Source organism: Salipiger sp. ABF4_146 (assembly GCF_056161345.1).
Genome location: NZ_JBSWYX010000028.1, coordinates 39,603 through 62,534 on the forward strand (window position 1 = coordinate 39,603; position 22,932 = coordinate 62,534).

Consider the following 22,932-nt stretch of genomic DNA (forward strand, 5'->3'; position numbering starts at 1 on the left):
AGCTCAGATGCGGAACAGCGGCTGCAGCAGCCGCGGGATCATCGCGTGGAACCTCAACGGTGCATCGGTCGCGGCAAGACAGATACACGGCGCCTCGTCCCCGGCCAGCGGCTGGTGATCCACATCGTCCTGCGCCACCTCTACGTCGCCGACGCCGAACTCCCCGCCGCTATCTGAAAAGCTGCCCTGCAGCACCAGCGTCAATTCCAGCCCTTGGTGGCCATGCTCGGGCACGGCCCGGCCGCGCGGGATATAGAGCAGACGCAGCGAGCCTTCCTCGTCAGCGCTGAGGATTTGCTGACGGATACCGCCGCCCAGCATCTTCCAGCGCGGCGGCTGACCGTTCAGCGCCTCCATGACCGGAGCAGGGAAAATGCCCGAGCCGCGCTGCTGCGGCGCGCTCGGCGGCATCTCGTCGAGCGCGGCGAATATCCGATCTCGGGCGCCTTGCGACACGTCCGCAGGCGCCAGCCCATCGAGCAGCGCGCCGCCCATGGCGGCTTCGGCCTCGACAACCGCGCGGCACTCGTCGCAGAGCGAGATATGCGCTGCGATCACCACACAGAACGGCTGTGGCAACGTGCCGGACGCATAGGCACGAAGCATCTCCTCGGGGATATGATGGCTGATCTTGCTCATTGGGGTCTCAGGTCAGTGAGGTCGCGCCGCAGGCGGTCGAGCCCGAGGCGGATGCGTGATTTGATCGTCCCCAGCGGCAGGCCGGTGATCCGGCTGATCTCGCTATGGGGCAGTTCTTCCATATATGCGTGGCGCAGCGCCTCGGTCTGTTCCGGGCTCAGCTTTTCGAGCGCGTCGCGCAGTTTTTGCGACTCTTGTTCCAGCGCGAGGATCTGCGGCGCATCCGGCTCGGCGCTCTCCGGCTCCTGCATCAATTCCGGCTCTGGCAATGGCTTGCGACGATAGAGGTCAATCTGGCGGTTGCGCGCGATGCGGTAAATCCAAGCCGAGGCTTCGGCGCGGTGCGGGTCGAACTGAGCGGCCTTGTTCCAAACCGACAGCATCACGTCCTGCACCACATCCTCCGCGCTGCCATCGCGCAGACCGCCGCGCATCAGCATTGCCTTCAGCCGCGGCGCAAAGAAATCAAACAGTCGCCCGAATGCCTCGCGATCGCGCCGGTCGCGCACGGCCAGCAGCCAGCGCGTCTGGTCGGTTGTTTCGGCAGGCGTCACGCGGGTCTCCTTCTTCGGTGCTTCGCATATCGCGACCTGAACGATGCCATCGGCGTCGAAAGCATCACGTGCGTCATGCGGAATGAGGCGGCCATCAAGAGACATGTAGGGGTTACGCCCCGCGATGCGACCCGGATCACCCCGCGCGCAAAATTTTCCCGGATTTCTTCACCGCCGCAATGCTGATGTCCGCCTGCCCGGCGGAGGCAGGGCTACCCGCCCGGCAGTGCGCCGAAAAAATTCCTCTCGCCTCAAGTCTTTGGTGATCCATTTCAAACACCGGTGCGTATCACAGTAATGATTGCCTTGTCCGCGGGAGGTTTGCGTGGCCCTTGACCTGTCTTTTGGAGTTCCCCAGCGCGTTGCCGTCATCGGCGGCGGCATCTCGGGTCTCGCCACCGCTTGGCTACTTTCGCAACGCTGCCGCGTGACGCTTTACGAAGCGGCGCCCCGACTTGGTGGACACGCGCGCACCGTCACCGCGGGTCTCTATGGCGACCAGCCAGTGGACACAGGATTTATTGTATTCAACTACGCCAACTACCCGCATCTTACATCGCTGTTCCGCGACCTCGACGTGCCGGTGGAACGCAGCGACATGAGTTTCGGCGTCTCGCTCAATGGCGGGCGGCTGGAGTATGCCCTTCGGTCGGGCAACGCGCTTTTCGGACAGCGCAGCAACCTTGCGCGGCCCGGCTTTTACGCAATGATCCGGGACATCCTGCACTTCAACCGCAACGCCGAGGCCAAGGCCGAAAGCCACCCGCATCTGTCGATCGCGGGGTTGGTCGAGGCGCTGGGGCTGGGGGACGCTTTCCGTGATCGCTATCTCTACCCGATCTGCGGTGCGATCTGGTCCACGCCTTCGGCAAAGATCGGAGATTTCCCGGCGCAGGCGCTGATGCGCTTTTTGCGCAACCACGCGCTGCTCTCGGCGGGCGGGCAACACCAATGGTGGACCGTTTCGGGCGGCTCGCGCAGCTATGTCACCCGTCTGACCGAGGCGCTTGAGGCGCGGCAGGTTTCGCTGCGCCCCGGCACCCCGGTGACGCAGGTACTGCGCGACGACAAGCACGCCACCGTCATGACCGAGGGGCACGAGCCCGAGCAATTCGATCAGGTCGTCTTCGCCTGCCACGCCGACATGGCGCTGTCGCTGCTTGCGGACCCGACCAGCACCGAGAGCCGGGCGCTTGGCGCGGTGAAGTTTCAGGACAACCACGCCGTGCTGCACCGGGACACCCGCCTGATGCCGCAGCGCCGGCGCTGCTGGAGTTCGTGGGTGTTCCGCACCGAGCCCGGCACCCCGCCCGATCAGTCGGTCGGCGTGACCTATTGGATGAACCGACTGCAGAACATACCAGACAGCGATCCGATGTTCGTCACCCTCAACCCGCAGCGCGACATTCCCGATGAGCTGATCTACGACCGCAATACCTTTCGCCACCCGGTGTTCGATACCGCCGCATTGGACGCACAGACCCGTATCGCCGCGCTGCAGGGCAAGAACCGCAGCTGGTACGCTGGCGCATGGATGCGCAACGGCTTTCACGAGGATGGATTCGCCAGCGCGGTGCGCATCGCCCGGCAGATGCTGCCGACACCGGTGGCCGCATGAACGACAGCCTTGCAGACAGGCTGGGCACCGGCGAGATGCTGCATCTGCCAGCCCGCGTGACGCATGCGCGGCGCGGTGGCATCCGCCACGCCTTTGCCTATAGCGTGGACTATCTGCTGCTCGATCCCGATAGCGTCCGCTGTCCCTCGCTGTTCTCGCGCAACCGGTTCAACCTGTTCTCGCTCTACGACCGCGATCACGGTGGACCGCGCGGCGCGGGCGACGGTGCAGCATGGGCGCGCCGGGTGTTTTCCGCTGCCGGACTGGAGGGCGTGCGCGTGGCACTGATGATGCAGCCGCGGTTTCTGGGCTATTGGTTCAACCCCGTCTCGTTCTGGCTGGCGCTGCGCGGCGACCGTCTGCTGGCGGTGATCGCAGAGGTCAGCAACACCTTCGGTCAGCGCCACAGCTACCTGTGTCACCACGCCGCTTTCGCGCCGATCGCGCCAGAGGATGAGCTGACCGCCACCAAGGTCTTCCACGTCTCCCCGTTCCAAGACGTGAAGGGCACCTATCACTTCCGCTTTTCCATCACCGCCGCTGCCGCCGCGATCGGCATCCGGCAGATCGACGGCAAGGAGGGGCTCAAGGCCACCATGGCCGGAGATTTCGCCCCGGCCCGGTCCCGACGCCTGCTGAGCAGCGCGCTGCGCCGCCCGGGTGGCGCGATGCGTGTGATTATGCTCATCTATTGGAACGCACTTCGTCTTAAATTGAAGGGAGCCGACTATCGAAAGCTCCCCGAACCGCCCGAACACGAGATCAGCCGATGAACCTGCCCGTCACCGCGATGATGAAACGCCGCTTCCTGTCGACCCTCGAGCAGATCGAGCACGGGCGGCTGAGCCTGCTGACGCCCGAGGGCGAACGGCACCAATTCGGCACCACCGGGCCGGAGGCTGATCTGCATATCCTCGACTGGGCGGTACTGCCCGCGCTCGTCGCGCGGGGCGAGGTGGCCATGGGCGAGAGCTACATCGCGGGCCTGTGGCACAGCAGTTCGCCGGAGCGGTTGCTGAAGCTGGCGCTGGACAACATCGACGCCTTTGAACGCTATGTGACCCCCGGCCCGCTTGCCCGGCTACGGTTCCGGCTGATCGACCGGGTGCTGCGCGCCAACAGCCTCAAGGGCTCGTCGCGCAACATTCAGGCGCATTACGACGTGGGCAATGAGTTCTACCAGCTTTGGCTCGACCCAGGCATGACCTATTCCTCGGCCCTCTTCGCGGAGGGTGAAGGCGACGCGGCGCTGCCCGAAGCGCAGGATCGCAAGTACGACCGTATCCTGTCGCGCCTGAACGACAGCCCCTCGGTGCTGGAAATCGGCTGCGGCTGGGGCGGTTTTGCCGAACGTGCGGCGCAGCAGGGGCGCAGCGTCACCGGCATCACTCTTTCGCCCAGCCAGAAGGGCTATGCTGACGCCCGGCTGGACGGACGCGCCGACATCCGCCTGCAGGACTACCGGGCAGTGCAGGGGCGCTACGCCAACATCGTATCGATCGAGATGATCGAGGCAGTGGGCGAGAAATACTGGCCGGTCTATTTCGCCGCACTCAAGGATCGCCTGGCCGAAGGTGGCCGTGCAGTGCTGCAGGCGATCACCGTGCAAGACGCGGAGTTCTCGCTCTACCGCAAGCGCACCGACTTTATCCGCCAGCACACGTTCCCCGGAGGCATGCTGCCCTGCAACGCCGTGCTGGCGCGCGAGGCACAGAAGGCTGGTCTGGTGCTGCGCGAGAGCTTTGCCTTCGGCCAGCATTACGCCCGCACTTGCCGCATCTGGCGCGAGAACCTGCTGGAACAGCGCAAGCGGATCGAGAAGCTGGGATATGGCGAGACCTTCCTGCGCAGCTGGCAGTTCTACCTCGATGCCTGCGCGGCGACCTTCTCGACCGGACGCACCGATGTGGTTCAGGTCGAACTGCGCCACGCCGGAGAGGCCTGAGCAGCGGCGCGCCACTGAATTTCCCCAGCGGTAGCCGCATTTTCGCCTTACTGCGCCTCTAGCGGTGACGCGGATCGGCGCGGCCCCTGCCCCGCCGTGATCAATGTATGTTACCGCCGCATGTCACGCCAAAGTCACGGAATACAAAGATGTTGTCCAAGATCGGAGCCTCCCTCCTTCTCCTCGCCGGAACCGCGGCACCGCTTCTCGCCGCCGAGCAGGAAGTGCTGATGACCGGACGGAGCTACTTCCCCGAGGCAATCTATGTCTCGGTCGGCGACGTCGTTCACTTCGTCAACGCCTCCGACGTGCCGATGTCGGCCACCGCGAGCGATGCCAGCTGGGACACCGGTGTGCTGCAACCAGGCGAGGCATTTGCGCTGGAGGTCACCGACGGTATGGAAGGCGCCTTTGGCGACACCTACGACGCCGACAACGCGGCCGCCGGGCTTATCGACTACGTGAACCCGGCACCGCTGGAACTCGAAAACAACAACTGATCGGGCGCCTCCGGTCCGCGCTCAGATCGGCTCGATCAGCTCGGGCCCTTCGGCGCGGTTCGAGTTCACTTTCGGATCGACCCGGTACATCCGCAGCGATCCTTCCGGCGCCGCTTGCATCAGCGTCGCGGCGCCGTGGCCATCTTCCCCCAGCCACAGCCCCCAGTCCTTCTTGGATAGGATCACCGGCATCCGGTGGTGCACTTTCGACATCTGTTCGCTAGCGCCGGTTGTGACGATCGCGCAGGTGCGGAAGGCCTGCCCGTCCCCCTCCCAGTCCTGCCAGATGCCGGCGAAGGCCAGCAGATCGTCCTCTGCCGGGGTGATGTACCACGGCAGGCGGCGGCCATCTTCGGTCTTGGTCCACTCGTAGAAGCCGCTGGCCGGCACGATGCAGCGCCGCGCCCGGCAGGCGGCGCGAAAAGCGGGCTTCTCGGCGATGGTCTCGGCCCGCGCGTTGATCAGCAGCGGCCCGTCGTTGGGCGCCTTGTACCAATGCGGTAAAAACCCCCAGCGCATCGCGCCGAGCAGCCGCGTGCCCCCATCGGATCGCACGACATGCACGTCATTGGTCGGGCAGACGTTGAAGTTCGGGATATGCGGCAGATCATTGCCGGGCATGGCCTCAAAGATCTTGGCCATGGCGTCATCGGGGAGAGTGACTGCAAAACGTCCGCACATGGCGCTCAGAGTAGCGCGCCACGCGGCGCGCGCCAGCCCTTCAGACGTCGCGCCATTCGCCGGGCGGAATGTCGTCGAGCGTCCAAGTGCCGATCGCCCAGCGAACCAGCCGCAGACAGGGCAGCCCCACATGCGCCGTCATCCGCCGCACCTGCCGGTTGCGCCCTTCGGTGATCTTCAGTTCGAGCCAACTGTCGGGCACCGACTTGCGAAAGCGTACCGGCGGGTTGCGCGGCCAGAGATCGGGTTCAGGGATGCGCCGCACCTGCGCCGGGCGAGTCATCCCGTCCTTAAGCTCGACCCCTTTGCGTAGCTGCGCGATCTGCGCATCGCTCGGCTCGCCTTCGACCTGCACGAGATAGGTCTTGAGCTGCTTGAATTTCGGATGCGAGATACGCGCCTGCAGCCTTCCGTCATCGGTCAGCACCAGCAGCCCTTCGCTGTCGCGATCGAGCCGGCCTGCGGGATAGACGCCCGGCACCTTGACGTAGGAGGACAGCGTCTCGCGCGCGCTGCCCTCGGTGCCCTTGTCGGTGAATTGCGACAGCACGCCGAACGGTTTGTTGAGCAGGATTACCCGGGCCATCAACCATCCCTCCGCGCGGCAAAGAAGTCTTTCAGCAGCGCCTCGGCCTCGGGCGCCGCGAGCCCGTCGTAGACCTCGGGCACATGGTGGCACTGCGGCTGCGTATAGATCCGCGCGCCCTGCGCCACCCCGCCCGACTTGGGGTCGGAGGCGCCGTAGTACAGCCGCCGGATCCGCGCAAAAGAGATCGCCGCGGCGCACATCGGGCAAGGCTCGAGCGTGACATAAAGATCGTGCTCCGGCAGCCGCTCGGACCCAAGCGCGGCGCAAGCGGCGCGCAGCACGAGGATCTCGGCATGGGCGGTGGGATCATTCAACTCGCGCGTACGATTGCCCGCCGCGGCGATGACCTCGCCCTTGGGAGAAACCAGCACCGCACCCACCGGCACCTCGCCGCGGGCGGCGGCGGCGCGCGCTTCGTCCAGCGCCTGATCCATGTGACTGCGAAAACTCATGAGCGCTGGATTACCGCGAAGCACCGCGCTTGGCGAGTCGGCTTCCCCCGGCGCGGGCGATGCAGTATGCGAGAAGGCATGAGCAAACCCCCGTCGCGCCCCGCCAAACCCTCCGGCCCCAAGTCCCGTGCCAGCACGAGCCAGAAGGCTGGCCCGAAGTCAGGCCCGAAATCTGGCCCGAAATCCGGCTCCAGACCCGGCTTCAAGGCCGGCCCCAAAGGTGATTTCGACGGCACGTCCCGCGGCGGCAAGCCGGGCGCAAAGCCCTTCGGCAAACCGGCTGGGAAGCCCGGAGGCAAACCGAAGGGCCGTGGCATCGTCCAAGACGAGGCCAGCTACGGCAGCGGCACCAAGTCAGCTGCGAAGCCCGGCGCGAAGTCTGGCACCAGACCGCCGCCGCGCCGCGGCACCAAGGCGAGCGCCAAATCGGCCCCAGCCAACAAGCCGACAAACACCCCCGCCGCGCCTGCGGTGAGCGCGGACGGGCGCATCGCCAAGGTGCTTGCGCGCGCTGGCATCGCCAGCCGCCGTGAGGCGGAAAAGATGATCGAAGACGGCCGCGTCACGGTGAACGGCAAGGTGCTGGAAAGCCCCGCTCTCAACGTCACTGCCAAGGACCGGATCACCGTCGACGACGTGCCCCTCGCCCCGCCTGAGGCGCCGCGCGTCTGGCTCTATCACAAGCCCATCGGGCTGGTGACCACCACCAACGACGAGAAGGGCCGTGAGACGATCTTCGACAAGCTGCCCGAGGATCTGCCGCGGGTGATGAGCATCGGGCGCCTCGACCTCAACTCCGAAGGGCTGCTGCTGCTGACCAACGACGGCGGCATCAAACGGCAGCTCGAGTTGCCGTCGACCGGCTGGCTGCGCAAATACCGTGTGCGGGTCAATGGCGCCCCCACCGAAGAGATGCTGAAGCCATTGCGTGCGGGCATCGTTGTCGACGGGCAGGCGTTCCAGCCGATGCAGGTGACGCTCGACCGCCAGCAGGGCGCCAACGCCTGGCTGACCGTTGGGCTGCGCGAGGGCAAGAACCGCGAGATCCGCCGCGCCATGGCCGACATCGGCCTGACGGTGAACCGGCTGATCCGCGTGTCCTACGGGCCGTTCCAACTGGGCGACCTTAAGGTCGGAGAGGTGCAGGAGCTGCGGCCCAAGGTGATCCGCGATCAGCTCGGGCTCGAAGGGGCGAAGACCGACAAGCCCGTACCGACTCGAAGCCGCCGCAACACCCCCCCGAAACGACGGCAATAGGGCGATGGGCGGGCAGCATCGCCCAAAAGGCGCCAATATCGCCTTAAGCCGCCGTTAACGCTGAACTAAATTTCACGTCTTGGGCCGGAATACGCCCTGATTTCGCCTGCTTTACGGGGCAGTGTTGGGCCTATGAGCACGCTACTTGCCATCATGATCCTTGCCGCGACCACGCTTCTTGTTCTGGGGAATCTCAGAGGCGTGGCGACAGACACCTTTAACGCGCTGGCAGGCGCCACGGCACGCACCCGCGACCGCGGTCTGCTGATGCCGAGGCTGGCCTTCGCCGCCTTGTGGCTTCTGATCTTCTCGCTCGGATACTTCTGACCCGGCCCCGCAGCCCCCCGAAGCCGAAACCGGCAGATCAAGGCGCCCCTGCCCCTCCGCAGCCCATGCGCAGCACCGAACGGACCACGGAACACCCAATGGCAAAACCCTCAGGCAAACGCAGACAGACCTCGACATCCGGGCCTCTGGACTCCGGCTTGGGCGTTCTGCTGCTGGCGGCCTTCCCGCTCCTGATGCTGCTGTTCCAAGGGCGCCCCGAAACCACCTTCACAGGCCTATTGGTGCTGGCGATCTTCGCGCTGGCACTTTGGCTTCTCCACCGCGGAACGCAGATCGCCCGCGCTTTCGAAGCCGCCGAAACCGCAAAGGCGCCGCGCTTGCCACGCAAGCTGCTGGGCTCGGCGTTGCTGGGGCTGCTCGTGGTGATTCTGGCCGGGCATCACTTTGTCTCGCTGACGGTACCGCTGGGCCTCGGCGCGCTGGCCTTCGGGCTGGGGGTCGCGGCCTTCGGCAGAGATCCGCTCACCAGCAAACAGACCGCGGTCGAGAACGAACTGCCGCATCTGCGCACGCAGGAAACGCTGGACCGCATCGATGCGGCCATCGGCCTCGCGGTGGCCGATGTCGCCGCGCTTGGCGATGCCGAACTCAGCCGCCGGGCAGAGGCACTGCGCAGCGGCGTCATGGGGCTGATGCAGGCGATCTCACAGGATCCGCTGGCGGCGCGCCGGCTGCGCAAGCCTGTGGCCCGCTTTCTCGAGCTTCTCGGCAAGGAAAACGCGCGTCTGATCGAGGCATGGGGCACCAAGGACCGGCTGAAAGCGCGCCGCCGCTACCTCGCCCGACTGACCTCGCTTGGCGAAGCTTTCGAGGAGCGCCTGCGCAAAGCCGGAACCGAGCATGGGCGCGATGCCTATGATGTCGAGGCCGACCTGCTCTGGAACCGGATGGTCGACAAGAGCGCGGCCTGAACCGCCGCCAATCCCACCGTTGCACGGCTTCTCTTCTGAGAAGAGCCGACGCTAGGGAACTCCCCCCTAGCAAGTGACCTTCGAAGCGCTTAAGTTCTTGGTGAACCGAAAGAGCTTGCGGGGGGCACCATGACCGACAAGGGCTTGCGCAAGGCGGCGTACGTGCTGCTGATCGTGCTTCTTTTCGGAGTCACCTCCGGCTGGCTGGGAGGACTCTGAACTTGGCACAGCGCTATGGCGGCAAGTACAGCCCTGACGGGTCTTCCGACGATGCCGGCTCCAAAGACGAACGTCCGCTTTATCACGGCGCCAAGGTCGATCCGGTTGGCGCGCGCTCGAACGTGCTTTTCGCGCCGCCGATCGTGCTTGCGGCAACCTCGCTGAACGATGGCGCCACCGGGCTGGCACTGGGGCTTGTCGGCGCCGCGGTTCTGCTGCTTGGCGCGTGGCTGCTGCGCGACGGGCTACGCGCGCAAGCGGCCTATGACGAGCGCAAAATCGCCCGGCGCCCATCGATCCCCCGCAAGCTTTTTGCTGCGGCCTGTGCCGGTGTCGGCGTCGGGCTGGCCGTGTTCAAGGCCGATCCCGGCCTCGTCGCGCCAACGCTCTACGGGTTGTCCGCCGCAGCGCTGCACATCGGGGCGTTTGGGCTCGACCCGCTGAAGCACAAGGGCATGGAAGGGATCGACACCTTTCAGCAGGACCGGGTCGCCAAGGTGGTGGACGAGGCCGAGAGCTACCTCAACGCCATGGAAGACGCGGTGCGCCGCGCTGGCGACCGGCAGGTGGAGGCGCGCGTGCAGCGCTTTCACTCGAAGGCCAAGGACCTCATTCGCACCGTCGAGGAGGACCCGCGCGACCTGACCGCCGCGCGCAAGTATCTCGGCGTCTACCTGATGGGCGCGCGTGATGCGGCGGTGAAATTTGCCGACATCTACAGCCGCACCCAGGATCGCGGCGCGAAATCCGATTTCATGATGCTGTTGACGGACCTCGAGGAGAGCTTCGGCCAGAAGAACCGCAAGCTGCTGCTCGACAACAATGCCGACCTCACGGTCGAGATCGACGTGCTGCGCGATCGCCTGCAGCGCGAAGGCGTACGGCTGAAAGAGCCCAATGAGTGACAGATACGGAGGAAGTCCGATGTCCGAGAACGTAAGAGCCAAGGCCCAGCAGGAACTGGCCATGGTGGAAGAGGTGAATGCTGTGATCCTGCCCGAGCCCAAGCCCGCAGAAGAGGTCGCAAGCTATGAGGCCGCCTCGCCCGAGGTGACCGAAGAGATCCGCACCCGCATGGATGAGATCGACATGGAGGACACCCAGTCGATCGTCTCCTTCGGCTCGGCGGCGCAGGCCGAACTGCAGGAAATCAGTCAGGCGATGCTGGCGGATGTGCGCAACGAGGATGTCGGCCCGGCGGGCGACAGCCTGCGCGACATCGTCACCACCATCCGCGGGTTCTCGGTCTCGGAGTTGGACGTGCGCCGCAAGCGCAGCTGGTGGGAGAAGCTGATCGGCAAGGCCGCGCCCTTCGCCAAGTTCACCGCCCGCTACGAGGAGGTGCAAGGCCAGATCGACGGCATCACCGACAACCTGCTCAAACACGAGCACACGCTGCTCAAGGACATCAAGTCGCTCGACCTGCTCTACGACAAGACGCTGACCTTCTACGACGAGCTGGCGCTCTACATCGCCGCCGGTCAGAAGAAGCTCGAAGACCTTGACGCCAACGACATCCCCGCCCGCGAAGCCGCTGTCGAGGCCGCCCCCGAGGACGAGAAGGTGATGAAGGCGCAGGAGCTGCGCGACCTGCGCGCCGCGCGCGACGATCTGGAGCGCCGGGTGCACGATCTGAAGCTGACGCGGCAGGTGACCATGCAGTCGCTGCCATCGATCCGGCTGGTGCAGGAGAACGACAAGAGCCTCGTCACCAAGATCAACTCCACCCTCGTGAACACCGTGCCGCTGTGGGAGACCCAGCTGGCGCAGGCGGTGACGATTCAGCGATCGTCCGAGGCCGCAGCCGCCGTGCGCGACGCCAACGACCTGACCAACGAGCTGCTGACCTCGAACGCCAAGAACCTGCGCGAGAGCAACGCGGCGATCCGCACCGAGATGGAGCGCGGCGTCTTCGACATCGAGGCGGTGAAACAAGCCAATACCGATCTGATTGCCACCATCGAGGACAGCCTGCGCATCGCCGACGAAGGCAAGGCCCGCCGCGCCGCCGCCGAAAAGGACCTGCAGCAGATGGAAAGCGAACTGCGCGACACGCTGGCGTCAGCCAAGGCGCGCTCGACCGGCACCGGCGACAACGCCGCCACTTCGGTTCCTGCGGGATCGTGATTGCATGCGGGGTTGGGGTAAGAGTGTACTGAGCATCCTGTTTTGCGCGGGCCTTGCGGCCTGCGACAGTTCTGCCCTGGCTCCGCGCAGCACCGAGGTGCTGCCGCAGTCGCGGCCCTCCGGGTTGAAGCCCGAGGCACCCGCCGCACCCGGACTGCCGCGCAAGTCATTGGCGAGCTATGACCTCGAGGTGTACTACGCGCGGGTTCAGGCTGACCTTCTGCAGCAGGGCCTGCTGCGCACCGATGGTGGCGGCCCCGACACGCCGGTCACCGACACCATGCTGGCGCGCAATTTCGAACGCATCGCACTGGCCGAGGAATACGCCCGCGGACAGGGGTTGAAGCCCTCGCGCGGCGAGTTGGGCCTGGTGAAGAAATGGCTGAAGCCGGTGCGGGTTTCGGCAGAGTTCGGTGCGCATGTTCCCCCGGATCAGCAGGTCACCGACCGCAACATGCTCAGCCAGTACGTCACACGGCTGGGCCGGATCACCGGGCATCCGATCTCGATGCAGGACAGCAATTCGAACTTCCACGTGCTTTTCATGTCCGAGGACGACAAGCAGGCCATCGCCCCGCGCATCAAACAACTGGTGCCCGACGTGAACCCGACCGCGCTGGCTGTGTTCAACGATCTCCCGCGCGAGATTCACTGCCTGGTCATCGCCTTCTCCGACGAGCCGGGGGGCTATGCCTACGGTCAGGCCATCGCGGTGATCCGCTCCGAGCACCCCGATCTGCTGCGCCGCTCTTGCATCCACGAGGAGGTGGCGCAGGGTCTTGGGCTGGGCAACGACAGCCCGCAGGCCCGGCCTTCGATCTTCAACGACGACGATGAGTTCGCACTTCTCACCTCGATGGACGAGATGCTGCTGAAGATCCTTTATGACCCCCAGCTCAAACCCGGCATGGATGCCGCAACCGCGCGACCGATCGTGCAGACCCTCGCCGCGCAGATGACCGGCGGCAGCGGACCGAGTTGAGCTGAGCACAGGCGAGAACAGGAGATGATCATGGGAATTCTGGATTTCCTCTCGGGACAGTTCATCGACGTCATCCACTGGACCGACGACACCCGCGACACGATGGTCTGGCGCTTTGAGCGCGAGGGCCATGAGATCAAATACGGCGCCAAGCTCACCGTGCGTGAGGGACAGGCGGCGGTCTTCGTGCACGAAGGGCAACTGGCGGATGTGTTCACGCCGGGCCTTTACATGCTCGAGACCAACAACATGCCGATCATGACCTCGCTGCAGCACTGGGATCATGGCTTTCGCTCGCCGTTCAAGTCCGAGATTTACTTCGTCAACACCACCCGTTTCACCGGGCTGAAGTGGGGCACGAAGAACCCGATCATCTGCCGCGACCCCGAGTTCGGCCCGGTGCGCCTGCGCGCCTATGGCACCTATGCCGTGCGCGTGTCGGACCCGGCGAAATTCCTCGTCGAGATCGTCGGCACCGACGGCGAGTTCACCAGCCACGAGATCAGCTTTCAGATCCGCAACATCATCGTGCAGGAGTTCTCGCGGTTGATCGCCTCGTCGGGCATTCCGGTGCTCGACATGGCGGCCAATACTCAGGAACTGGGCAAGATGCTGGCCGAGGGCATTTCCTCGACCATCGCCGAATACGGGCTCACCCTGCCCGAGCTCTACATTGAAAACATCTCACTGCCCGATGCCGTCGAGAAGGCGCTCGACAAGCGCACCTCGATGGGCGTCGTTGGCGATCTGGATGCCTACACCCGCTTTCAGGCTGCCGAGGCGCTTGGGGCCGAGGGCTCTGCCGCCGGGCAGGCGATGGGCACCGGCTTTGGGGCAGGCATGGGGATGGCCATGAGCGGCGCACAGGCCGGGCCATGGGGCGCCCGCCCGCAGCAGAGCGCCGCCGCCGCACCGCCGCCGCCTCCCCCGCCGCCCGTCGAACACGTCTGGCACGTGGCGGAAAACGGCCAGACCAGCGGTCCGTTCTCCAAAGCCCGCATGGGGCGGATGGTCACCGAAGGCCAGCTGAGCCGCGACAGCTACGTCTGGACCCAAGGGCAGGATGGCTGGAAACGCGCCGAGGACGTCACCGAACTGGCGCAGCTCTTCACCGTTCTGCCGCCGCCGCCTCCGGGCGCGTGACCGACGGCAGGGAGGCGGGCAGCACCGCCTCCGGCCCCGCGCTGCCCAGCAGCGCAGGCGCAAGGCAAGCATCGGCGGGAAACTCGACGGACGGGTCGGGCACCGCCGGGAAAGGTCGCGCAGGCGGCACCTGCGAGGCCACCAGCAACCGACCGTCCAGACAAAGGTCCTGCGCCGCATTGCCGATGTTGAAACCGAAACCGTCCCGCCCGCAATTGGTGCCGAAGCCGTCCATGTTCCACGCCTGCGGCATCTGGCTTTGCGGCCCGAACACCTCGAACGCGTTCTGCTGCGGACGGAAGGTCAGCGACCATGTGGTCTCTTCGGTCTTCATCCCCAGCGCCCAGCGGCCGATGGGCTGATCGTCGTGGTAGCCTTCGACCACGAAACACTCGACATCCTCGCCAAAGACATAGTCGCGCTCTGCCAATGCCGCATCGATCGCCAACGCGCCGCGCATCTCGTAGCCGTCCCCGCCCTGCCATTCAAAGCGCCACGACAGGTCTGCAGCGGCAGCACCGCCGGTGAGCAGCGCAAGCGCCAAACCGGCCCCTGCGCATATGTTCAATCCTGTCATCTTGATCTCCGGCAACCTACAATCGGCACCCTAGCCCCGGAGCCGCGCGCGATAAAAGCGCCTGTCGCCGTCCCGTCGCGAAGTTGTGTTTCGGCGCATCCACAGGCATCGCCGGAAGTGCCCGCGCCCAGCCCCGTCGGCTTGGGCAAAGCCCTGGAAAACCGGTTCCCTCTCCGGCGCCGTCCGCCTAGGGTGGCGCTGCCGGACCCGGCGGATCTGGAGGCACTTCGGGCATGAACGAAACCCACCGATTTCCCTGCGAACAATGCGGTGCCGATTACCGGTTCGACCCGGCGGCCAGCGAACTGGTCTGCGATCACTGCGGCCACAGCCAGAAGATCGAATCCACCGGCCCATGGGAAAGCGATATCCGCGAACTCGATTTCCGCGCGGCGATGGACAACCTTCTGCCGCTACAGGACATGGAGGACCTGCGGGTCAGTCAATGCCCCAACTGCGGCGCCGAGGTGGAGTTCGACCCCGACACCCACGCCACCGAATGCCCGTTTTGCGCCACACCCGTCGTCGCCGACACGGGCACGCACCGGCAGATTAAACCCAAGGGCGTGCTGCCCTTCGGCTTTGACGAAAGAGCGGCGCACAAGGCAATGAACGACTGGCTCGGGCGGCTGTGGTTCGCGCCGAACGGGCTCAAGGAATATGCCCGTAAGGGGCGTAAGATGCAGGGCATCTACGTGCCCTACTGGACATTCGACGCCAAGACCCGCACCGCCTACAGCGGCGCGCGTGGCACAGTCTACTACGAGACCCGCACAGTGATGCGCGACGGCAAGCGCCAGCAGGTGCAGGTGCCCAAGGTGCGCTGGACGCCGGTGCGTGGCCGCGTCGCGCGGTTGTTTGACGACGTGCTGGTGCTGGCCTCGAAATCGCTACCAAAGAAATTCACCGACGCGCTCGAACCTTGGGACCTCAGTCGACTCGAACCCTACCGGCCCGAGTTCCTCGCCGGCTTCCGGGCCGAGGGCTATCAGGTCGATCTCGATGCCGGCTTCGTCGAGGCGCGGCACCTCATGGACCGGCAAATCACCCGCGACATCAAGTTCGACATCGGCGGCGACCAGCAGCGCATCAGTTCGGTGGACACGCAGGTGTCAGAGGTGACGTTCAAGCATGTCCTGCTGCCGGTCTGGCTGGCCGCCTACAAGTTCCGCGGCCAGACCTATCGCTTTGTGGTCAATGGCACCACGGGACGGGTGCAGGGCGAGCGTCCGTGGTCAGTGTGGAAGATCGCGCTGGCGGTGATCGTCGGCGCCATCATCGCCGGGGCCGTCGGCTTCATGCTCTCCCAGTCGCAGGGCGATGTCAGCTTCAGCCTGCCCGGCGGCTATTGAGCGAGCCCCTCGGGTCGCGCTACGTATAGCGCTAACAACACAAAGAAGACCGACAAGGGAGTGAGAAATGATCCTGTGCTGCGGCGAATCGCTGATCGACATGCTGCCCAGAACCAGCACCGGCGGCGAGCCGGCCTTTGCGCCCGTGGCAGGGGGCGCCGTGTTCAACACCGCCATCGCGCTTGGCAGGCTTGGGGCACCGGCTGGCTATCTTGGCGGGCTCTCGACTGATCTCTTCGGGACGATCCTTTCCGACGCGCTTACTGCCTCGCAGGTCGACCACACCGCCTGCCCGCGCTCCGACCGCCCCACGACGCTGGCCTTCGTGACGCTGGTGGACGGCCACGCGCGCTATGCCTTCTACGATGAGAACACCGCCGGGCGGATGCTGTCTGAAGATGACCTGCCCGCTCTCGACGACGCAACGGAGGCGCTGTTCTTCGGCGGCATCAGCCTCGTGTCGGAGCCCTGCGCCGACACCTATGCCGCGCTTTGCGCCCGAGCCGAGGACCGGGTGGTGATGATCGATCCCAATATCCGTCCCGGCTTCATCAAGGACGAAGACCGCTACCGCGCCCGACTGGCGCGGATGCTCGCGCGCGCGGATATCGTGAAGATCTCCGATGAGGATATGGCGTGGCTCGGCACCACACCCGACGCGCTGATCGACGGCGGAAGCGCGCTGGTGCTGGAAACGCGCGGTGCCGAAGGCGTTCTGGCGGTGAACGCGCGAGGCCAGCTTGAGGTGCCCGCGACGCGGGCGACGGTGGTCGATACGGTGGGCGCGGGCGACACGTTCAACGCCGGCCTGCTCGCCGGGCTGAGCCGTGACGGGCTGCTCACCCGTGACGCGCTACGCGAAGCTCCACTTGGGGCGCTGCGCCCGGCGGTGGCGCTCGGCGCGCAGGCGGCGGCGGTGACGGTCAGCCGTGCGGGCGCCAACCCGCCGTGGCGCGCAGAACTGGAGCCGGAGGCATGAGGGCGCTCATTCAACGTGTTTCCGAAGCCAGCGTCACGGTTGAGGGCGCAGTGATCGGCGAGATCGGTCCCGGCCTGCTGATCCTGATCTGCGCCATGCAGGGCGACAGCGAGCCACAGGCCGACAGGCTGGCCGCGAAGATCGCCAAGCTGCGCATCTTTCGCGACGACGAGGGCCGGATGAACCGCTCGGTGCGCGACACGGGCGGCGCCGCGCTGGTGGTCAGCCAGTTCACCCTCGCCGCCGACACGCGCAGCGGCAACCGCCCCGGCTTTTCCTCTGCCGCGGCGCCTGCCGAGGGCGAGCGTCTCTACGAGTATTTCGCCGGGCGTATCGCCGCGGAGGGCATCGCCACCGCCACCGGGCGCTTCGGTGCCGACATGAAGGTGGCGCTGGTGAACGATGGCCCGGTGACGATCTGGATGGACAGCGAGGCTTGAAGCCTCAGAGATCGCCGCCCGCCACCAGCGTTCCGCGCATGTAGGCGAGGTCCAGTTCGGTGCGGGCCAGCGCGAAGCGCCGGGCGATCTCGGCCTCCTGCGCGTCCAGCGCCCGTTCCAACGGCCCCAGCGCCCGAGCCGGATGCCCGCGCCCCGCGCGGTGATCACGCAGCGCCAGCGAGGCGGCCTCACGCGCGGCCATCGCCTGTGCGGCGGCGGCTGCGGCCTCGGTGCGCAGGCGATCGCGGTCCCGCGCAAGGCTGCCGATCTGCATATCCGCTTCTGTCCCGGTGCCAATTTCCAGAGGTTGCCGGACGGGGGTTGGCTGGCCCCAGTCCCCCGCGTCGCCGCCCTCCCCGCCGAAGCCCGCAGCCTCGTCGAGCGCATCCAGTTCTTCCGCCGAGCGCCGCAGTTGCAGGCCCTCGACATGGGCATGCGCCCCAAGGCTTTGCCGTGCTTGCTGCGCAGCGTGCTCGGCCCGTGCCTGCATGACCGGCAGGGGCAGAGCACCAACGACCTCGCGCAATCCTCCAGTGCCCTCGACCCCGGCCAATTGTCCATCGGACAGGCCGGCCATTTGGCTGCGCGCTGCAGCTTCGGTAGCACGCGCTTGTGCAAGGCTGCGCCGCACCTGAGCCACGAGGGCATGCAACTGCGCCAGTTCGGATGATGCCAGTTCGCCCGCCGCAACGGCGCGCGAAATCGGCCAGTCGAGCCCGGCAAGATCACGGTAGGCGCCTTCATATACCGCCGTGCGCGTGCGCGCCTCTTCCAACGCCAGATACTGCGAGAGGGCTTCATGGACGTGCGCGTTGGCCGCGTCCGCGAGCGCCAGCGCGGCGACCTCGATCTGCGCCTGCGCGAGATTGCGCTCGGCGAGTTTGCGCGGCGTGTCGAAGCGTTCGGGCCGCGCCAGGATCCGCGCGGACATGTCCCGCAGCGCATCCAGAGACGCGCCGCGCGGCAGCTCTGGCAGCCAATTGAGCTCTTCGGCCTCTCCCCGCAGAGGCGCAAGGCGCAGTTCCGCTGTCGCGCCATAAGAGGCGCCGCCTAGCGCAGCATCTGCGACCACGGCATAGGGTGTCCCCGGCACGATCGCTCCGGGCCGCTGCGCCAGCCGCGTCAGGATGTCCTCTGCGTCTGGCAGGGCCCGCAGACCCAGACTTTGCGGCGCCGCAGCGGCCGGTACCGTGCCCCCCGCCAAGGACGCCTGCGCCGCGGCGCTTTCGGCATCGTAGGATTTCATACACCCGGGCAGGAGCGCCAAAAGCGCCAGACCTCCGACCCATTGGAAAGACGATCTCATCATCTTCCCCTCCCTCTCAACTCGACCACTCGTTCAACAGCCGCAGCAACGTGCTGCGGCGGGACAAGACCGACAGAAACCGGAGATCATCTTTCGGAAAAAGGCAGATGCGCAGACCCCTGCGCACCGCGCCAAACCGGCACGCGCCGCCTTTCGAAACTGCCGATGACTCTACCGTTCTGCCTGCCGCGGGCCACGCGTCCGCTTGCGGATCGGCGGCCTCTTATCCTGAAACGACGTTACCTTATTGTTGCCTCATTTCCCAGAGACCGACTGACGCAGCCTGACGCCAGTGAATATTCGCGAAATCGGCGTTGCCGGAATGTCGCGTTACTGACGCCAAGGCGACACACCAGCCGAGGCGCTAGCGCTCGCAGATCTCGCTCGTGTGCACAGCTGTCACGAGTCGGATCAATTCAGCAAAGGGGCAATCACCGGGTGCTTGCGCGGCGCCCGGCACAGCGTCAGCAGCAGATCGGCCAGTTCTGGCTCGTCCACACGCTTGGCGGCAGCCTTGGGGCTGAACCACTTGCGCTTGCGCTCCTTGCGCTCTTTCCAGTCGCGCTTCAGCGACTCGACGATCATCGGGTAGACCCTGACCCGGCAGCGCAGCGACGCACCGCAATCAAGCCGTTTGGGATAATGATAAAGGCCAATCTGGTCTTTGCTGATGTACCCTTTGGCCCCGGCCTCCTCGAGCGCTTCGATCTCTGCAGCGGCCCAAGGCTTCTTGCCGTCCATCTCCCAGCCCTTGGGCATCACCCAGCGCCCGGTATCGCGCGAGGTGACCATCAGAATCCGAAGATTGCCTTTCTTATCCCACTGCAAGGGAAGGGCTGCGATTTGCTCACCACGTGAGGACATTCAGTCGGAAACCTTTCAGGGAAACCCATGCGTCTTATCCAATAAAGGTAAAGCTTCTGTGACGTTCGACAACGGCGAGCGGGCAAAACGCACAAGCGACGCCGCGGGGGTTTTGCACATGGAAAAAGGCTTCGCGCAAAAAACTAAGGCCACCGCGAAGCGGTGGCCTTGGTTTTTGCCAATCCCCGGAGGTGTCGAATGTCTTGCTAAAGCGACTCTCGGCGCCGGGGATCGCCTTAAAATCTTGGTCGCCCCCCCATGCTCTGCCAAGCATTCCCGACCCAAATGCCAAGCATTTCTGACCCAGTTACACGCCATCGTCTAACGAGCTGTCTTGGTAACGTGGCACACGTCCCCAGGCAGCCCTAAGCGGGCATTTGAGGCGGACGCTGCGTGGCGGCAGGAGCCGGGACGAAGGGGCGGAACTTGGCACTCTCTGCCTTTGGCACTTGAGATGCGCCGTGTGCGAAAACAGGCATTCGAAGGTGTCACTTTTCCGAGTTTACGTAGATGTAAATGATCGGAAAGGACGAGAGCGGCCAGAAGATTTGACTGCGGGCCGACGATGACCGTCGGCCCGGAGGATCCATTTCCTAGATTAGTTCCGCCGGTCGGTCCGGCCAATATTTTCTAGACTGATGGTACTCAAGAGATTCTCCTACCTCCGAGAACTCAAGAAGGCTCCCTACCTTGTCCATGAGGACGTCGCGAACCTCGGCAGGCGTCGCAAAGAAGAACTCCTTGCGCGCATTCACCGCATTCAGAGCTCTGTCTCGAAAATGGGTGTGAAGCTCATTCTCCAATGACACGGCATCCTCAGAGAAGAACAGGGCATGAACATCGAACCGAAAGGGAACGGACGCTCCACCGAGCTCCGTGATGCGATCATTCGGCTCAAGCCGTCTCGTCAATCCAATCTTTACGACGTTCGTGCCGAACGCCCCCCGGTTCGAGATGACGTAGACATAGCCGGACCTAATATTCGCTAGGCGGAATTCGTTCTGCTTGATGGCGTCTTCCAACGCCAAAAGGTTCGCCTCCAAGTCGGGATTCCGCTCTCCTTTCTCCCGAAGGGCCTCAATGGCGTTTTCGAGGTGGTGCTTCTCTTTGGTCAGCCGCTCGCGCTCCTCGGCGAACTCCTTCTCGATGCGCTTCTCTTCGCGAATTCTCGCCCGGTTCTCCCTCTCCGCTTCCTTTTCTTCCTGCTTTTTCATTAGCCAGTCGGCCGTCAGTTCGACCTCTTGGACCCGTAGGTCGTGGTACCGTGCGCTGATCTGCATTTCCATGATCTTGCCCAGCTTCGCGATCGTCCTTCGTGAAGCTTCGAGGCGCTTCTTAGCCACGCCTGGATTTCCGGTACGAAGTGAACGGATGCAGTTATCGCATTCGGCGTTGTAGGCACGGAGCATCAGCTTTCCGAGGTCGTTCGACAGCTTTCGGCCTGCAGCCAAGGAGTTCTCGAACGTGAATGTTGACGAGACCTCGATGGCCTTTTGCTCTCGCACGATCTTGGCAATCTCAACCTCGATCCGCTCGAGTTCGGCTTTGTATCCTGCGGCACTCTCGAGGGGGTGATGGTATCGGTAAATGCCTATTTCCTGCAGGGTTTTCTGGTCGTCGAGGGAGATGGTGTCCGCCGTCGCTCTGTCGGCCAGTTGCGCCCGCAGCATCGCCACTTCGGCCTTCAAAGCGAAAAGCTCGTTGGGCGGCACTTCCGGGTCAGCCGGATCGCTATCCACCTCGATCTCTGGCGCTGCCTGAGGGGTGTCGCCGGCGTCCGATATCCAGAGCTCCCATCCCTCGGGCATGGCAGGCCAGTTCGGGTCAGGCTTCCAGTCCTTTGGTGGCGTCCACCCCTTAGGTGGCTTGGGCCACCCAGGCGGCGGATTAAACGTCCGTCCTTTCGTCACGACTTGCGCACTCCTGTCACATCGACGGCGACCAAGGCGACGGGGTCCTTGGAGATTGCGGCGCCGAGATGCTTCAACGTTGCCAGCGGGACAAGGCCGGAGAGATCGAACTCCATGAAACTGTCACGCTCAGCGCTGACACCTACAAAGGGAAGGAAATCGAGCCGTCCCGTGGCAGGGTGCTGTGCCTTCGTGCCGACCTCGAGCGAGATCGTCCGGATCAGCCCGCGCCTGTCCGCCTCGAACACCTCGTGGAGCGACCTGATCGCGACCTGATGCAGGACGCTGGCATACCGTTTCTTGATCTCCGTCTGGGACAATGGGACCTCGCGTATCTCATCGGACGTCTTTACGTATTTGTACCCTTTTACCGCCGGAAAGCTGTCTGGGGTTGGGACCGTCACACTCATCCGAAGCTCGGCTGTCTCAGGTGCGAACGAGAATTCATGGGTGACTTCAAAGTGATCGGGATAGGTGGAATTCTCGACGACGAGCGAGATGTACTCCTGAACCGCCTCAGCGTCTCCATAGGAAAGGTTCGTAATGAATTGGTCGATGGACTGGTTATAGTCGTCCAGTTCCCGCCGGAACCGATCTTTCTCTGCTGCCAGGGTATCAACCCTTTCGGCCTCTGCCTGCTCATAGGCGGCCAATTCGATTGCGTACTTTTCTTCTAGGGCCGAAACCCCACTGGCCCACTCCGCTTTTCGCGTCTCGTGAGTTTGCCGCGCTATGGCACGCGCTTCCTCAAGCTTCCGCCTCTTGCCGAAAAAGCCTTTGGGCTTCGCTGGTTCTACGTATGCTGGTTCGGACGGGACCTTTGGTCGTTTCGGAGCGACCAGGGGAATCTCCAAATCAGGCATGTCGAATGGTGTCGCATCAAACGGCTTTCGAAGAGTCTCAAGGTCTATATGGTCATCGACGTCGATCGTGGCGGCCAGCAGACCTTCCAGGTCATCAAAGACCGCATCAATTTCCGAATTCATTTGTTCGACCTCGGATTGCTGGGCTACGGCATGTGCGGCTTTAACCGCCTTCTCGTAAGCTTTTCGATCCCGCTCATCCGCGATCTCTGCTTTCCGGACCTTGGCTTCATAAGCCTTCGCCTGTCGTGCTGCCTCTCTCCGCTCGGCGAGGTCGTGACGTTCCGCAGCTTTCGCGCGACGAACACGATCTTTTTCCGCGGCCTTCATAGCCTTCAGCGTGACGCTCAGTAAACTTTTGGCCAATGTTACTCACCCCTTAAGCGACAATTTTGTTCAAGCTTATCCCACCACGTCCTATTGTCTACGACTGGCTTGCCATAAGTCGGCAGTGCGAAGCATCAATGTGGTTTCGGAGCCGCCAGGTCCGGCGCTTATGAGCCAGCCCCTTCGAAGTGGTCCACCCACGAAGCGTGAAATCCGATAGGATTTCGGCGAACAGGAGGACTACGGAATGGCTGGAAAGCGAGAGAAGCCGGAAGACATTGTCACCAAGCTGCGTCAGGTCGAGGTGCTGCATGGCCAGGGCCTGTCGATGGCCGATGCGGTGCGGCAG

24 protein-coding genes are annotated in these 22,932 nt (G+C 64.5%); 14 read left to right on the forward strand and 10 right to left on the reverse strand.

Annotated elements, in window-relative coordinates:
* Positions 1–3 precede the first annotated feature (3 nt).
* Complete coding sequence (locus ACXAJT_RS24770; protein WP_475240696.1) at positions 4–639, reverse strand: ChrR family anti-sigma-E factor; 636 nt, start codon at positions 637–639, stop codon at positions 4–6.
* On the reverse strand, positions 636–1,298 hold the full coding sequence (locus ACXAJT_RS24775) for a sigma-70 family RNA polymerase sigma factor (RefSeq protein ID WP_475240700.1): 663 nt from the start codon (positions 1,296–1,298) through the stop codon (positions 636–638). Before ACXAJT_RS24775 ends, ACXAJT_RS24770 begins: the two co-directional genes overlap by 4 nt.
* A 220-nt stretch (positions 1,299–1,518) precedes the next feature.
* Here ACXAJT_RS24775 and ACXAJT_RS24780 point away from each other — a divergent pair, with 220 nt between their 5' ends.
* From ACXAJT_RS24780 to ACXAJT_RS24795, 4 genes are all read left to right on the forward strand, one after another.
* Positions 1,519–2,811 (forward strand): NAD(P)/FAD-dependent oxidoreductase, encoded by a 1,293-nt coding sequence (locus ACXAJT_RS24780; protein ID WP_475240703.1) that lies wholly within the window; start codon positions 1,519–1,521, stop codon positions 2,809–2,811.
* Positions 2,808–3,584 carry a DUF1365 domain-containing protein gene (locus tag ACXAJT_RS24785; RefSeq protein WP_475240708.1) on the forward strand — a complete coding sequence of 259 codons (777 nt, stop codon included), beginning with the start codon at positions 2,808–2,810 and terminating at the stop codon, positions 3,582–3,584. Before ACXAJT_RS24780 ends, ACXAJT_RS24785 begins: the two co-directional genes overlap by 4 nt.
* Positions 3,581–4,756: a class I SAM-dependent methyltransferase gene (locus ACXAJT_RS24790; protein WP_475240710.1), complete on the forward strand. Its 1,176-nt coding sequence runs from the start codon at positions 3,581–3,583 to the stop codon at positions 4,754–4,756. The genes ACXAJT_RS24785 and ACXAJT_RS24790 overlap by 4 nt, the downstream gene beginning before the upstream one ends.
* 149 nt (positions 4,757–4,905) lie before the next feature.
* Positions 4,906–5,256, forward strand: a complete 351-nt coding sequence (locus tag ACXAJT_RS24795; RefSeq protein WP_475240716.1) for a cupredoxin domain-containing protein — start codon at positions 4,906–4,908, stop codon at positions 5,254–5,256.
* 21 nt (positions 5,257–5,277) lie between these two features.
* On the opposite strand, the gene ACXAJT_RS24800 is transcribed toward ACXAJT_RS24795, so the two are convergent.
* The 3 genes from ACXAJT_RS24800 to ACXAJT_RS24810 are packed head-to-tail and all read right to left on the reverse strand — an operon-like array spanning position 5,278 to position 6,978.
* Positions 5,278–5,937: an SOS response-associated peptidase gene (locus tag ACXAJT_RS24800; protein WP_475240721.1), complete on the reverse strand. Its 660-nt coding sequence runs from the start codon at positions 5,935–5,937 to the stop codon at positions 5,278–5,280.
* A 40-nt stretch (positions 5,938–5,977) separates the two neighbouring features.
* Positions 5,978–6,523, reverse strand: coding sequence for a pseudouridine synthase (locus ACXAJT_RS24805; protein ID WP_475240726.1), 546 nt, complete (start codon positions 6,521–6,523; stop codon positions 5,978–5,980).
* On the reverse strand, positions 6,523–6,978 hold the full coding sequence (locus ACXAJT_RS24810; RefSeq protein ID WP_475240733.1) for a nucleoside deaminase: 456 nt from the start codon (positions 6,976–6,978) through the stop codon (positions 6,523–6,525). The genes ACXAJT_RS24805 and ACXAJT_RS24810 overlap by 1 nt, the downstream gene beginning before the upstream one ends.
* 78 nt (positions 6,979–7,056) lie before the next feature.
* On the opposite strand from ACXAJT_RS24810, the gene ACXAJT_RS24815 reads away from it, so the two are divergent.
* The 7 genes from ACXAJT_RS24815 (at position 7,057) to ACXAJT_RS24845 (ending at position 13,965) form a co-directional block, all read left to right on the forward strand.
* Positions 7,057–8,235, forward strand: coding sequence for a pseudouridine synthase (locus ACXAJT_RS24815; protein WP_475240735.1), 1,179 nt, complete (start codon positions 7,057–7,059; stop codon positions 8,233–8,235).
* 132 nt (positions 8,236–8,367) lie between these two features.
* The gene (locus ACXAJT_RS24820) at positions 8,368–8,562 is read left to right on the forward strand and encodes a hypothetical protein (protein WP_475240740.1); all 195 of its coding nucleotides are present in this window, start codon (positions 8,368–8,370) and stop codon (positions 8,560–8,562) included.
* A 98-nt stretch (positions 8,563–8,660) separates the two neighbouring features.
* Positions 8,661–9,494, forward strand: coding sequence for a hypothetical protein (locus tag ACXAJT_RS24825; protein ID WP_475240747.1), 834 nt, complete (start codon positions 8,661–8,663; stop codon positions 9,492–9,494).
* Positions 9,495–9,715: 221 nt separating this feature from the next.
* Positions 9,716–10,618: a 5-bromo-4-chloroindolyl phosphate hydrolysis family protein gene (locus ACXAJT_RS24830; RefSeq protein ID WP_475240750.1), complete on the forward strand. Its 903-nt coding sequence runs from the start codon at positions 9,716–9,718 to the stop codon at positions 10,616–10,618.
* A 19-nt stretch (positions 10,619–10,637) separates the two neighbouring features.
* On the forward strand, positions 10,638–11,840 hold the full coding sequence (locus ACXAJT_RS24835; RefSeq protein ID WP_475240803.1) for a toxic anion resistance protein: 1,203 nt from the start codon (positions 10,638–10,640) through the stop codon (positions 11,838–11,840).
* 4 nt (positions 11,841–11,844) lie between these two features.
* The gene (locus ACXAJT_RS24840) at positions 11,845–12,822 is read left to right on the forward strand and encodes a DUF2927 domain-containing protein (RefSeq protein WP_475240752.1); all 978 of its coding nucleotides are present in this window, start codon (positions 11,845–11,847) and stop codon (positions 12,820–12,822) included.
* A 30-nt stretch (positions 12,823–12,852) separates the two neighbouring features.
* Complete coding sequence (locus ACXAJT_RS24845; protein WP_475240754.1) at positions 12,853–13,965, forward strand: SPFH domain-containing protein; 1,113 nt, start codon at positions 12,853–12,855, stop codon at positions 13,963–13,965.
* Here the strand turns inward: ACXAJT_RS24845 and ACXAJT_RS24850 are convergent.
* Positions 13,931–14,542, reverse strand: coding sequence for a hypothetical protein (locus ACXAJT_RS24850; RefSeq protein ID WP_475240756.1), 612 nt, complete (start codon positions 14,540–14,542; stop codon positions 13,931–13,933). The genes ACXAJT_RS24845 and ACXAJT_RS24850 overlap by 35 nt on opposite strands.
* Before the next feature lie 233 nt (positions 14,543–14,775).
* Between ACXAJT_RS24850 and ACXAJT_RS24855 the strand changes: the two genes are divergently transcribed.
* From ACXAJT_RS24855 to dtd, 3 genes are all read left to right on the forward strand, one after another.
* A complete protein-coding gene (locus ACXAJT_RS24855) occupies positions 14,776–15,894 on the forward strand; it encodes a TFIIB-type zinc ribbon-containing protein (protein WP_475240761.1) in 1,119 nt (372 codons plus the stop codon).
* 67 nt (positions 15,895–15,961) lie between these two features.
* A complete protein-coding gene (locus ACXAJT_RS24860) occupies positions 15,962–16,873 on the forward strand; it encodes a carbohydrate kinase family protein (protein ID WP_475240767.1) in 912 nt (303 codons plus the stop codon).
* Positions 16,870–17,313: a D-aminoacyl-tRNA deacylase gene (gene dtd / locus ACXAJT_RS24865; RefSeq protein ID WP_475240773.1), complete on the forward strand. Its 444-nt coding sequence runs from the start codon at positions 16,870–16,872 to the stop codon at positions 17,311–17,313. The genes ACXAJT_RS24860 and dtd overlap by 4 nt, the downstream gene beginning before the upstream one ends.
* 4 nt (positions 17,314–17,317) lie before the next feature.
* Here dtd and ACXAJT_RS24870 read toward each other — a convergent pair whose 3' ends face one another.
* The 4 genes from ACXAJT_RS24870 to ACXAJT_RS24885 all read right to left on the reverse strand — a co-directional run bounded on the left by ACXAJT_RS24870 (position 17,318) and on the right by ACXAJT_RS24885 (position 22,622).
* The gene (locus tag ACXAJT_RS24870; protein ID WP_475240778.1) at positions 17,318–18,622 is read right to left on the reverse strand and encodes a hypothetical protein; all 1,305 of its coding nucleotides are present in this window, start codon (positions 18,620–18,622) and stop codon (positions 17,318–17,320) included.
* Positions 18,623–19,030: 408 nt separating this feature from the next.
* Complete coding sequence (locus tag ACXAJT_RS24875; RefSeq protein ID WP_475240780.1) at positions 19,031–19,447, reverse strand: NUDIX hydrolase; 417 nt, start codon at positions 19,445–19,447, stop codon at positions 19,031–19,033.
* Positions 19,448–20,076: 629 nt separating this feature from the next.
* Positions 20,077–21,291: an SNIPE associated domain-containing protein gene (locus ACXAJT_RS24880; RefSeq protein WP_475240787.1), complete on the reverse strand. Its 1,215-nt coding sequence runs from the start codon at positions 21,289–21,291 to the stop codon at positions 20,077–20,079.
* Between the two features lie 98 nt (positions 21,292–21,389).
* Positions 21,390–22,622, reverse strand: a complete 1,233-nt coding sequence (locus ACXAJT_RS24885; RefSeq protein WP_475240792.1) for a hypothetical protein — start codon at positions 22,620–22,622, stop codon at positions 21,390–21,392.
* Positions 22,623–22,932 lie beyond the last annotated feature (310 nt).